9 protein-coding genes are annotated in these 13,086 nt (G+C 55.5%); 4 read left to right on the top strand and 5 right to left on the bottom strand.

The annotated features are described in order from the left end of the window. Positions 1 to 225 precede the first annotated feature (225 nt). The 3 genes from uvrD (at position 226) to AC07OG_RS01855 (ending at position 4,177) form a co-directional block, all read left to right on the top strand. Positions 226 to 2,409, top strand: a complete 2,184-nt coding sequence (gene uvrD / locus AC07OG_RS01845) for a DNA helicase II (RefSeq protein WP_495066067.1) — start codon at positions 226 to 228, stop codon at positions 2,407 to 2,409. A gap of 344 nt (positions 2,410 to 2,753) precedes the next feature. After that, entirely contained in the window at positions 2,754 to 3,632 is an 879-nt protein-coding gene (locus AC07OG_RS01850; RefSeq protein WP_495066068.1) for a Tim44 domain-containing protein, read from the top strand. Between the two features lie 137 nt (positions 3,633 to 3,769). Beyond that, a complete protein-coding gene (locus tag AC07OG_RS01855; RefSeq protein ID WP_060540234.1) occupies positions 3,770 to 4,177 on the top strand; it encodes an SMI1/KNR4 family protein in 408 nt (135 codons plus the stop codon). 21 nt (positions 4,178 to 4,198) lie between these two features. Here AC07OG_RS01855 and AC07OG_RS01860 read toward each other — a convergent pair whose 3' ends face one another. Then, on the bottom strand, positions 4,199 to 5,962 hold the full coding sequence (locus AC07OG_RS01860; protein ID WP_060540235.1) for a cation:proton antiporter: 1,764 nt from the start codon (positions 5,960 to 5,962) through the stop codon (positions 4,199 to 4,201). A gap of 235 nt (positions 5,963 to 6,197) precedes the next feature. Between AC07OG_RS01860 and AC07OG_RS01865 the strand changes: the two genes are divergently transcribed. Continuing rightward, positions 6,198 to 6,680: an acyl-CoA thioesterase gene (locus tag AC07OG_RS01865; RefSeq protein ID WP_060540236.1), complete on the top strand. Its 483-nt coding sequence runs from the start codon at positions 6,198 to 6,200 to the stop codon at positions 6,678 to 6,680. Between the two features lie 130 nt (positions 6,681 to 6,810). Here AC07OG_RS01865 and AC07OG_RS01870 read toward each other — a convergent pair whose 3' ends face one another. The 4 genes from AC07OG_RS01870 to AC07OG_RS01885 form a co-directional block, all read right to left on the bottom strand. Then, positions 6,811 to 8,046 (bottom strand): KPHS_23130 family T6SS system protein, encoded by a 1,236-nt coding sequence (locus tag AC07OG_RS01870; RefSeq protein WP_495066069.1) that lies wholly within the window; start codon positions 8,044 to 8,046, stop codon positions 6,811 to 6,813. A gap of 676 nt (positions 8,047 to 8,722) precedes the next feature. Continuing rightward, a complete protein-coding gene (locus AC07OG_RS01875; RefSeq protein WP_495066070.1) occupies positions 8,723 to 9,010 on the bottom strand; it encodes a hypothetical protein in 288 nt (95 codons plus the stop codon). 283 nt (positions 9,011 to 9,293) lie between these two features. Next, positions 9,294 to 9,872, bottom strand: coding sequence for a lysozyme inhibitor LprI family protein (locus AC07OG_RS01880; RefSeq protein WP_495066071.1), 579 nt, complete (start codon positions 9,870 to 9,872; stop codon positions 9,294 to 9,296). Then, positions 9,854 to 12,517 carry a DUF8812 domain-containing protein gene (locus AC07OG_RS01885; RefSeq protein WP_495066072.1) on the bottom strand — a complete coding sequence of 888 codons (2,664 nt, stop codon included), beginning with the start codon at positions 12,515 to 12,517 and terminating at the stop codon, positions 9,854 to 9,856. Before AC07OG_RS01885 ends, AC07OG_RS01880 begins: the two co-directional genes overlap by 19 nt. Positions 12,518 to 13,086 lie beyond the last annotated feature (569 nt).

A 13,086-nucleotide genomic window follows, 5' to 3' on the forward strand; every position in this document is an offset into this window, starting at 1 on the left:
GAGCCCGAAACGTCGACGGAGCATACACAAGCAAGCCCGTGGACCAAACTGCTACTGATCAAGTATTCGCCAAAACTTTTGGTCGCCGATGCCGGCCTGAAAACAGCACGAGCACGCCCGGCAACGCCTGCAGGCGATGACCGACCGGTCGTCATTCACCTGACATTCATCGATTAAAGCAAAGCGGTGTTTGCCCGGTGTGACGCAGCCCCCTAGAATGCCCCGATGCGCGATGATCTCTCCCTTTTGCTGAACTCCCTCAACGATGCCCAACGGCAGGCCGTAGCGGCCCCCGTGGGTCGTCAGTTGGTCCTGGCCGGTGCTGGCTCCGGTAAAACCCGAGTGCTGGTGCACCGTATCGCCTGGTTGATCCAGGTCGAAAACGCCTCGCCCCACTCCGTCCTGTCGGTGACCTTCACCAACAAGGCCGCTGCCGAGATGCGTCATCGCATCGAGCAGTTGATGGGTATCAACCCGGCCGGTATGTGGGTCGGCACCTTCCACGGCCTGGCGCACCGCTTGCTGCGGGCGCACTGGCAGGAAGCCGGCCTGAGCCAGACTTTCCAGATTCTCGACAGTGACGACCAGCAACGGCTGGTCAAGCGGGTGATCCGCGAGCTTGGCCTCGATGAACAACGCTGGCCAGCCCGCCAGGCCCAGTGGTTCATCAACGGGCAAAAGGACGAAGGTCTGCGCCCGCAACACATTCAAGCCAGCGGCGACCTGTTCCTGGCGACCATGCGCGGCATTTATGAAGCCTATGAGGCCGCCTGCCTGCGCGCGGGCGTCATCGACTTCTCCGAACTGCTGCTGCGTGCCCTCGATCTGTGGCGCGACCACCCGGGCCTGCTGGCGCATTATCAGAAGCGCTTCCGGCACATTCTGGTGGATGAGTTCCAGGACACCAACGCCGTGCAGTACGCCTGGTTGCGCCTGCTGGCCAAAGGTGGCGACAGCCTGATGGTGGTCGGTGACGACGACCAGTCGATCTACGGCTGGCGTGGCGCGAAAATCGAAAACATCTACCAGTACTCCGAAGATTTCCCGGACGCCGAGACCATTCGCCTGGAGCAGAACTACCGCTCCACTGCCGGCATCCTGAAAGCCGCCAACGCCCTGATCGCCAACAACACCGGACGCTTGGGTAAAGAACTGTGGACCGATGGCGGTGACGGCGAAGCGATCAACCTGTATGCCGCTTTCAACGAGCACGACGAAGCTCGCTATGTTGTGGAAACCATCGAAAGTGCGCTGAAAACCGGCCTGTCTCGCAGCGATATTGCAATTCTGTACCGCTCCAACGCCCAATCGCGCGTTCTGGAAGAAGCCTTGCTGCGCGAGCGCATTCCGTACCGCATTTATGGCGGGCAACGCTTCTTCGAGCGTGCAGAAATCAAGAACGCCATGGCTTACCTGCGTTTGCTCGAAGGTCGCGGCAACGATGCCGCGCTGGAGCGGGTGATCAACGTTCCCGCCCGTGGTATCGGTGAGAAAACCGTCGAAGCGATTCGTGATCATGCGCGCCACAGCGATGTGTCGATGTGGGAAGCGATGCGCCAACTGGTCGCCAACAAAGGCCTGACCGGCCGCGCTGCCGGTGCTCTCGGTGCGTTTATCGAACTGGTCGAAAATCTCGCCGCCAAGTGCATGGAAATGCCGCTGCACCTGATGACCCAGACAGTTATCGAGCAGTCGGGGCTGATCGCCTACCACGAAGCGGAAAAAGGCGAGAAAGGCCAGGCCCGGGTAGAAAACCTTGAGGAACTGGTCAGCGCCGCCCGCAACTTCGAAAACAGCGAAGAAGACGAGGACCTGACGCCGCTGGCGGCCTTCCTCGGCCACGCGTCGCTGGAGGCCGGTGACACCCAGGCCGACGAACACGAAGACAGCGTTCAGTTGATGACCCTGCACAGCGCCAAGGGCCTGGAATTCCCTTACGTGTTCCTGGTGGGCATGGAAGAAGGCCTGTTTCCGCACAAAATGAGCCTGGAAGAGCCTGGCCGTCTTGAGGAAGAACGTCGCCTTGCCTATGTCGGCATCACCCGTGCCATGCAGAACCTGGTGATGACCTACGCTGAAACCCGACGCCTTTACGGCAGCGAGACCTACAACAAGGTGTCGCGTTTCGTACGCGAAGTTCCGAAAGGCCTGATTCAGGAAGTGCGGCTGTCCAATAGCGTCAGCCGTCCGTTCGGTGGCAATCAATCGATGAGCGGCAGCAACCTGTTCAGTGGCAGCGAGATTCCGGAAACCGGCTTCAGTCTGGGCCAGACCGTACGTCATTCGATATTTGGCGACGGCGTGATCCTCAACTTCGAGGGGGCCGGTGCTCAGGCCCGGGTGCAGGTGAATTTCAGCGAAGGCAGCAAGTGGCTGATGCTGGGCTACGCGAAGCTGGAGGCCATTTAAAGGCTCTTTCCTGTGGGAGTAGAGCTTGTGTGGTGAAGGGTTTTGTTGTGCCGGGGGGGCTCGCCTGTGGCGAGGGGGCTTGCCCCCGTTGGGCTACGCAGTAGACCCAGACTACTATTTTGGCGCCGCTTCGCGACCCCGACGGGGGCAAGCCCCCTCGCCACACGAGACTTCCTACAGAACTCGTCCACTCATCTGACAGTCCAAAGGCAACAGGTCCTATTGCACTGACACAAGCTGAATATTACCTGTCAGGCAAAAGCCCGAAACACTCTGCCGCTAGCCAGTAACACTTCAGCTGTGCAACATGGCGCGCGTGCCTTCCACAAATGGGAATTCCCTATATGAAACGTTTTCTTAGCATCGCCATGGCGTTGTGCATCGGCCTGACGATGAGTCTCGACGTCAATGCCGCCAAGCGCTTCGGTGGTGGCAAGAGCGCCGGCGCTGCGCCGACGCACCAGACCAGCCAGATGGCTCCTTCTTCTCCAGGCATGGGCGGCGCTGCGGCGACCGCTGGTGCTGCCGGTGCCGCTGGCGCCGCCGCCAAGGCCGGTGGCGCTTCGCGCTGGCTCGGCCCCCTGGCCGGTATCGCCGCCGGTGGCCTGCTGGCCTCCATGTTCATGGGCGACGGCTTCCAGGGCATGCAGATCTTCGACATCCTGATCATGGCGGTCATCGCCTTCCTGGTCTTCCGCTTCATCGCTGCCCGTCGTCGCAAGCAGCAGGCGCATTACGCCCCGGCCGGTCACGCGCCAATGCAGCGTGAAGTCTTCGAACAGAAGCCTGCTGGTGGTTCGATCTTCGGCGGTTCGGCAGCACCTGTTGCTGCTCGTCCAGTCATCAATGCTCCAGCCTGGTTCAATGAACGCAGCTTCATCGAAGCCGCGCGCAGCCACTTCCAGTCCCTGCAACAACACTGGGACGCCAACGAAATGGACAAGATCGCCGAGTTCGTGACCCCGCAAATGCTTGAGTTCCTCAAGCGCGAGCGTGCTGACCTGGGCGACGGCTTCCAGTCCACCTACATTGATAACCTCAATGTGCAGCTGGACGGTGTGGATGACCGCGCCGACAAGACCATCGCCACCCTGACCTTCAACGGCGTGTCGAAAACCTCGCGTTTCGACCAGGGCGAAGTGTTCAGCGAAAGCTGGAACATGGAGCGTGCACAGGGCGAAAACCAGCCTTGGCTGGTCGCGGGTATCCGCCAGAACGGCTGATAACCTTCCGCGCCTCATCCGCTGTAAATAAAAACCCCGGCTTGCCGGGGTTTTCTATTTCGCGGTTGCATCTATAGCGAGCTACTGTATAAACCGCCCCATATAAACCGCGCCATACAAGCAAGAGGATCCCGGACGTGGAAGAAATCATCGAACAACTGCGTGAAGCCAACGAGCCGGTACCGGTCCCCTTGGAGTTGCCCGACGAAGATCTGCTGGTCGAAATCGAAGAACAACTGTTCATCGACATTCCATTCGTCTTCAGAGAGTTTCTGCTGACCGTTAGCGACGTGGTCTACGGCAGCCTGGAGCCAGTGACTGTTACCGACCCGCAATCCCACACCTATCTGCCGGATGTGGCCGCCAACGCCTGGGACGCAGGCGTCGATCGCAGCCTGATCCCGATTTGCCAGGACGGCGACGACTACTACTGCGTTGAAGAAGACGGCACCGTCGTGCTCTGGTCCGCCGAAGAAGAGCTGATTACCGAGGAAACCTGGGAATCGGTGTGGCACTGGGCGCGGGACGTCTGGCTCGAGAGCTGAGTCTGACCACACTCCAGGTGGTCAATGCCCGGACGACTCCTTGTGGTTGTCGAGGGTGTCCAGCAGCGCCACCTGCATCCGCGTGTGCACGCGGATGAACCAGCGCCATAGCACCGCCGCGACGGTGGCCGCGACTATGGCAATGAGCACCAGCAACTTGTTGGTCGGCAAAATACTGGCCGACAAGGCTGCCAGCAGCAGGAAAATCACCAACAGCGACAGGATCGGGATCACCTCGGCAATTACCCGACGCACCCGCTGGGTATGTCGCCCCGCCATCTCGGGTTTCACGCCCATTTCCGCCAACAGCATCGACAGCGCCTTGAGCTTGCGATACGCAGCGATAAGGAATGGCAGCGACAACAACAGCGCGCCTCCCCAGATCAACGCTTTCTGCCAGCTTGGATCTGCGATCCAGTCTTGCAGATAAGCCGACATGCGTTCGGCGAAGTACGCACCAGAGAAAAAGATCGCGATCACCAACGCCAGATTGACCCCTACCTGCAGCAAGATCCGCCGGATCATCGACGCCAGCAGCGCTCCCTCGCCTTGGGGCTGGATGCTGCGCAGCCATTCGCCATACATCCCCAGCACTCGCCCCAGGCGTTCAGGCACGATCCCCGCCAACTTGATCGACAATGGATCGGCCGCGCGGATCAGATAGGGCGTCAGCAACGTTGTAATGACCGAAACCGCCACGGCCACCGGATACAGAAAGCTGCTGGTGACCTGCAGGGTCATGCCCAGCGCAGCGATGATGAAAGAAAACTCGCCAATCTGCGACAAGCCCATACCGACGCGCAGCGACGTGCGGCCATCATTGCCGGCGATAAACGCACCGAGACCACAGGACAGCATCTTGCCAAGGACCACAGCTACGGTGATCACCGCGATTGGCCAGGCGTACTGCAACAGGATCTGTGGGTCGAGCATCAAACCGATGGCAACGAAAAAAATGGCGCTGAACAGGTCGCGAACCGGCTCGATCAAGCGCTCTATTTTCAGCAACTGCCGGGACTCGGCCATGATCGCCCCGATCAGGAACGCGCCAAGCACCATGCTGTACTCGAGCTTGACCACCAGCAGGCAAAAACCGAAACACAGTCCCAGTACCGTGATCAGCAACATTTCATTGCTTTCGAATTTGGCCACATAGGCTAACAGGCGCGGCACCAGCAGGATGCCAATGACCAGGGCTACAATCATGAACAACGAGAGTTTGCCGACGGTCGAGAACACCTCGCCGGAACTGACCGTACCACTGACCGCGATGCTTGAAAGCAAGGCGATGATGCCGATGCCGAGTATGTCTTCAACAATCAGCACGCCGAATATCAGCTGCGCAAAACGCTCGTTTTTCAGTTTGAGATCGTTGAGTGCCTTGACGATGATGGTGGTCGAGGAGATTGCCAGGATCGCGCCGAGAAACAGTGAATCCATGGTGTTCCAGTCAAACCAGCGGCCGATCTCGTAGCCGATCCAGATCATCAGCACGATTTCCAGGAACGCCGCGATGAATGCCGTGGCACCCACCTTGAACAGCTTGCGCAAGCTGAACTCCAGCCCCAGGCAGAACATCAGGAAAATCACCCCTAGTTCCGCCAGGGTCTTGATCGTTTCTTCGTCGTGGATCAGGCCGAACGGCGGGGTGTGCGGGCCGATGATGAAGCCGGCGACGATATAACCCAGCACCACCGGCTGCTTGAGTCGGTGAAACACCACGGTCACCACACCTGCGATCAACATGATCACTGCCAGATCCTGAATGAAACTGATGGCATGCATGGCGTGAGGCTCCTTGATGACATTACTGCGCGCAAGAATAGCCATTGGAAAAAAGGCTTTTAGCAGCGTAACACCGCGACTTGTGGCAAAAAGGCGGTGCAATATATGGAAACAGATCGATCCGGCGTGACGGCGACCAGACACCCGGCGTCCCGATAACTGATGGTTTGAAAAAACCGCCGAGGCACCCGCAGAGGTGCGTCCCTCAAACCTTGCCCTGATCCGTGAGAACGTTATGGAACCCGGAAACGCCCAGCTGTCGATGACGGTATTGATGACCCCCGACATGGCCAACTTCTCTGGCAATGTGCACGGCGGTACCCTGCTCAAGTACCTCGACGAAGTGGCCTACGCCTGCGCCAGCCGATATGCCGGCCGCTACGTGGTGACCCTGTCGGTGGACCAGGTGATTTTTCGCGAGCCGATCCATGTCGGCGAACTGGTGACCTTCCTCGCGTCGGTCAACTACACCGGCAACACGTCCATGGAAGTGGGTATCAAGGTGGTGACCGAGAACATCCGGGAGCGCTCGGTGCGCCATACCAACAGCTGCTTCTTCACCATGGTCGCGGTCGATGACCTGCGCAAACCAGCCTTGGTACCACAGCTGCAACCGCAGAACAGCGAAGACAAGCGTCGTTTCATCCAGGCCCAACAGCGCCGGCAGATTCGTCAGGAGCTGGAAAAACGCTATCAGGAGATCAAGGGCGACGCTTAAAGTAAAGTTCGCAGCCTGCTGCAGCTCCCTGAGCTGCCGCAGGCTGCGATCTTTGACTTTCAGTTCCTGCGCACAGTTTCCGGCGAGATACTCATCTGGTGCCAATAAACCCCACCCGCCAGACCTACCCTCAAGACACCTGCTTCAAAACTGGCGACACGGGAATCAACGCCGTGCCCCACAGACCAGCCGCAGCCGCGCCACCACTGAAGACAAATTGCGTCCCGGCACCACGCCGAATCGCCTGCGTCCCGGCAGCGATGGCCAACCAGGGTGAAGCACAGCCTGGATGACCCAGCATTGCATCAATGTCGTACACACCCGATCCATTCACTGGCATGCCGACTTTAACCATCACGCTGGCAATGGCGCCCGCCCCGCGAGCATCAATACCCGCTCGCCAAACCTGCTGGACTGATCTCGATTCAGGCGGCAGCCAATCAAGCGCCTGGCGCGTAGCGTAAAGCAAATCACCGGAGGTGGGCTTGCGCTCCTGCTCCGGTCGGTGAAGGTAGGCTATCGGCGGTAACGTGGCTTGCGTCAGACAGTTGCCAAACAACAACCCGACGGCAACTTCTGCCGTGCCTTCAGGCTGCTGCGGCGCAAACTGCACGGCCACAACCATCAGCATCGCCCGATCATCGATACGCTGGTCAAGCCACTGGTCCAGTGCCGTCAGACCGCGGCCATCAACTGGAGTCGTTTGCTGGCGAATGCCGGATTCTCGCCATGCCTGTCGCCAAACACGGCGCCACTGTTTCTCCGGCAAACCGGTATCGACATCCAGCAACAGGGCCAAGGGTTGATCGGCAGGCAATTGCGCCAGGGTCAGCGCCAGGTCGGCGAGCATCTGCGTCCAAATACTCAGCAAGATGGATTCCGGATTTTCATCTGCATCGCAAGACAAACAACTATGGCGAAGTATCTTTCCATCCACCCTCGACGCCTGCGACTTCAGCGCTTGCTCCCCATTCATTAGTGCCTCCAGTTGTAGTTCCGAATCACCCGCAGGGTCTCCAAGAGCAGTCTGCAAGCTCACGCCCAATACCTGCTGCGAACGACGCCCCTGCTGCACCTTCCGGTTCAAGTCTTTTTCGCGAGCGCTATCCCAACCATCGGCGACGCCTTGTTCACCTACGTACAACAGCAAACGTCCGAATCCGAGCACGCACCAAGCCAAAAACGGAATGCCCAAGGCAAAGGTCCAGAAATCCGAAGGTTTCTGAGGTAACGATTCGCCACCGAACAACAACGCCCCACCGGTTCCCAGCAAACAACAGAACAGCAACATACCAAGCCAAAGTAAAAATCGAGGTCGCTGGGGGCTCGGGGCGAGCGGTGGCATTTTATCCAGTCTGATTGGCATTATTAAGTTACCCCGACTTCAAAACACAACCTTCTTAAATCCATCTACACCCCCAACAGAAATTATTAATCTTCAACAAACAATAGATCGAACAGGTTAAAACCAAGACTTGCGTCGACCCCCGTTATTTGCATCGAACATGAAACTTCCACCTATCACTCAGTGAAAAAAAATAACCAGAATCTCTAACCACAGCATCACCTACCTCTTCTAGCGCTTCGCTAACAACTGTTTTTCTTCCATAAGAATTTCCAGTACATGTGCGATTCATCACGTCCGCGTTCAAGCCTGTCACTTCCAGAAAAGCTTTCACCCGTAGCGTTTCGTGCGGAACACCAAACACACACGCTTACTCTGAGACTCTACGCCAAAAATATGTTGTATATGTCGCAGCGTATGTCCAACGAAAAACCGGATCTCCACTTGAAAAACCTTTTATCAACTCAATTCGTGCCTTGGTGCCGAATCGATAAAATATTGTTCGTGCATCTGCGCTATCACAAAAAAGATACAAGTCTATTCCTTATCTCGCCCAAGCTGCATGACGCGGCTACAAACTCATCGGACTCACACAAATTATTTTCAGATGCATTTGCGCTCGCACCGCCGAAGAACACACCCCAGAAAGAGAAAGTCATGACTCTTGTTACGCCCATAGAAACAACATCGCGTCAATTCATCTGTTTTCTTCGGATATATTTTCTTCACCAAGATCTATCGTCCGAAAGCCTTCATATGCGCCATCAACAAGGTAGCTTACACCAGGAAGGGTGCAACTCTTATTGAATACCTTCACATCTTGCTTTCTGACAACAACTTCATAACCTAACATTGACGAACGTTCAAATGAATAGAGATACTTGCCACTTACAAACCGAAGCGCACTCCCAATAGTTTCAGAATTTACCGAGTTATAGATGGTGAAAATTTCTTTTGGTGGAACTCTCCTTTCGGGAAACTGCATTTCTATTTTTGCCTGACCGGAGCCATAGGACGGTTTCCCAAAGCGATATTACACATATCCAGCATCTGGAGATGCATTCCCCTTTGCACAAATAGACGCAACCTTCCCTATATAACCATGCCGACTCCGTTTGACATCAAAGGCACAACTAATATAAATATCCTCCCCCCTCCACGCACATTGTTTCATTTATATCCACGTATGGATCTCTCGCCCAAGATTCTGTTTGAGTTAGGGCGCACGCAATCAGAAAAATAATTGTTATATTTTTCACTCCAAAGCCTTAGCGAGCTATCGCTTGAAATTTCATTCGAATCTGACAGATTCTTTCCTCTTCTGCATGAATAGTGCCTACTAGCTCACAGTTTTTCCTGTAGTACCTAGCCTCCTCAGGTGAACTTGTCAAATTTTCTATATGCGAAAATATTTCTTCCCTTGTCACAGAAGAAGCTCCCGCCATAACAGAAAGTGCGTTATAAAAGCCATCAGCGTTAACGCCCGTGTCTAAATATAATAACTCCATCACTCTTGATGCTGTCAAAGAAGTGAGGCACGCCACTTTTTCAATTTCCGCCTCTTCACCTGGCGATACAGACACGTAAACATTTTCGCAATGAACTGCTTTGTATTGAATCCAAGCCCGCTCACTATCCAGAAGCAAATTCTCATGAGAAAACTCTGAATTTGCAACCATCGCCGAATACTGCTCGTTAAGTTTTTTATCAATTTTCTTGTACGCAATATCCGCGCACTGCAAGATATCTTTAGTAACAAAGCTATTTTTATTGCAATTTCCATCAGCAAAAGCTGGCGAAACCCATAAATAACTAATAGCGCAAAACGTTAGTGCCGGCAATCGCATATTAAACCTCTCTCAAAAAGTCGAGCCTCTTCTTCTCGCCGAATTATTAGCCCTCCAAGCCCGGCTTTCCCCTCCCAAAGTCTTTTCATTGAACGCAGTCTAGATGGGATTTTCTCGGGAGTTCGACTCAACAAGTCGTCGTAAATTTGTTTCATTTCTAATCGAGAGTCAGTAGTTGGTCGAGTAAATGAGATCCCTCTATTCACTACGAGAGACAGCAATGCTCCTTGGCAGTGTGGATGCAGTTCCATCACTCCCGGATAAGCATCAATCACTAACTGCGCGTAGCGCTTTTTCATTCTTATGGCGAGAGCTATAGAATTCGCCTCGCTAATTGAGATGTGGCTTACGGTACTCAAGATACTTCTAGCTTGGTCCCCTTGTCTCCCGATAGCACCTATTAAAATTTCAATATCTGACCGAGCATAGATTTGAGAAAGATCTTGACGAACTTGGAATGCCGACTGCTGCCCCAAATCATATCCATAGCCAATAGTTACTCCGCTGGCACCAGCCGGCACATATGGATATTTGCTATATCCTTCCTTGTCCAAAATAAACTGAAAAGACTCTTTTGAAACTACAAGAAGTCCTGCCGTCCCCTCCAACTCATAAGTTTCCACTACACACTCTTTAGGGCATTCAGTATTAAAACTGGCTGCTAATCCAATCGGATGAAAGTGATAAGCACTCCCCCACGAAGGCAATCCCACCTTTTCCGCTACCTCCCTCCACCACCCCATCTGCGCAATCCGCTGTTTCTCCGCTATCCAGTTCAAGTGCGGCGTCGAGCCGCTATGGCCAAGCAGCTCATCCAGTGCGTCCCATATCTTCGGCTGCTGAAACCACTCGCTTTCCTTGTAAAGGATCATCTGCGAAATCAACTGCGCATCAGCCGGGCGCTCGAGGGCCGCTTTCAGTTCATCAGTCGTTAGCGTGCCGTCGGGTTTGCGACCGATGATTTCGTACAACCGCGTTTTCATCGGGCCCTTGTCGTCTTTTTCGGCAATGGCACGATAGCGCTCGCGTTCCTCCTCGCTTAAGCGGCCGATGGTGCTGAGAAAAGAAGCCAGCATGTGTTTGGGTCTGCTGTAGTCGACGATGACGTCGTAGCCCTCCCAAGCCCATGGGCTGACCCAACACGTGACGTCCGGCTCATCGCACACCCAGCCATCAAGAGGATTGTTGTCGGTGTCGTGAAGCAAATGTTTCAGGTAATACCAGGTACGCGCTTTGCGCGTCGAAGTCGCGGGCACGTGGTTTTTTTGATTTGCCGGCAGTCCATCCAGCAATTTTTTGGGGACCAGCAAATCGGCAGCACTGCGCGGGCTGGATTTACTCGACGCCTGCAATAGCGCAGCCGTGTTATTTCCTTCAAGGGGCACGACGGGCGTGCCCATGGGGAGTTTCAGCCAGGTTTTGTCTTTCTCCGGCAGGCGTTTGGCCCACTCCCGACAGGCATCGATGAAGTCCTCGACGTCATCACCACTGAAGGTTTCCAGGTGAAGTTTCTCATCCGGCTGACTTACGCCGCCGTCCTGATACAGACCGAGGTGGCCGATCAAGTCACCCGCCTTGATTGCAACAGGCTGATCAAGCACCACTATCTGATCGGTCTCTACTGGCTCAATGGCGCCTTCCAGTGAGTCAAAATGCACATACTGATCAATGCGTTCGAGCTTGCGAAACTCGCCAGCCCCACTGACCGTGACTTGCGAGTCAACCGGCAACACGAAAAGGATGTTATCTGAACCTGCAATCACCGGTTCAGCCCGGACGTTCACTGCCTTCGTCACGCGAGTTTCCTTGCGGTCCGGGTATATGAGCAACCGGGCGGCGACATATCCTTCGATCGAACCGTCCGGTTTGAGCAACTTCGCCGGTCCCAGGCTGCTCTCCAACCTGCGGAACTCGCCGGTGCCACTGATAGCCACTTCGGCTCCTCGCGGCAGAAAGTCGATGACCTTGCCGTTCCGCTTGTTGTACACGTTCAATCCACGCTGCTCGGGCTGCTCGGGGCGCGCGTCGTTTGCCGTCTGTTTGACGCGAAAGGTCGCACGCTCGGGCCAGAATGGCGGGCGAGCGAGGTTGGCATCCTGCTGGTACTTCGCCCAATCCTGCAGATGCATGTAGAGGCTATAGAAAGTCAGGCTCGGTGGAATGTCCTGACTGCCTTGAATCTTCGGCGGTTGGAGGTGATGGCGAACCAACACGAAGTTGCGCGAAAAGGGTTTTTCGACTGTTTTATCTTTGTCGAAGTAGGCGGTTCTGGGCGAATGCGTATCGATGCGGTAAGCCACCACCTCCCCGTCAGCCAGGCAAAACACGCTGGATTGCTGCAGGGTTCCGGCGGTGCCTTTGTCGAAGTGCACACCGCCGTGCCACATGCCGGCGTTTCCAAGTGGGTAATATCCGGCCACCGCTTTGGCCAAGTGGGTCAGTTGCATGAGCGGATCGCGCATGTCCTTGAACGGATGGCACCAGTTTTCCACGGGGCGCAGTGTGCTGGGGGCAGGCTCTGCCAAAGGGGATGTGGGGGAAGAATGGCGATCAGGCTCGGGTAAGTCAGAGACCTGCGCTGCATCAGATCGCGAAGTGGTGTCGTACTTGTGGAGCCCAAAAAGTCGATGAAGAACACTGGCCATGTTGCATGTCGCTCCTTGTTTTGCAAAAGGGGTCAACCAGAGAGATGCACACGTCCCGGGGCATCAGATTCATGCTCGGTTAATTCAGAGCGATAACGGTCCGACAGTCTTCTGGAAGCTCGAAAACGTAGAAATAGGAAATGTCCCGAAGGAACGTAGGATCGGTCTGGGATGGCGGCGCGCCAGGTCTGTCAGGTCTTGTACGGAATTGCCGATTGGTTGTGGCGAGGTTTTTTGGGCTTTTATTTGCAGCGTTTTTGCGAGCGAACCGATACTTGTTTAAACGTCTTCGAGGTTACTTCGCGAAAGCTACATCACCTTGCGCCGTTGCCTACGGTTACGCCAGAATCCGCCGGCTTGTGCGCCCTAGGGGCCCTCGGTAACTTGATTCGCGTCACTGATTGCCAGTGATCGGGTTTAGTCGCCCGGGCAAGGTTAAAGCGGTCGCATGAGCAACCTCAGTCAGGTACACGCCTGCATTTGATGGTGGCTGTGCGCTTGGCGTCTTCGGGCGCGCCGGTTTTTGCTTTCCTTGCCGGTCGACTAACTTGCGCACAGCCGCCACCCCT

It is taken from the genome of Pseudomonas sp. GW821-FHT09H03, from assembly GCF_059415945.1.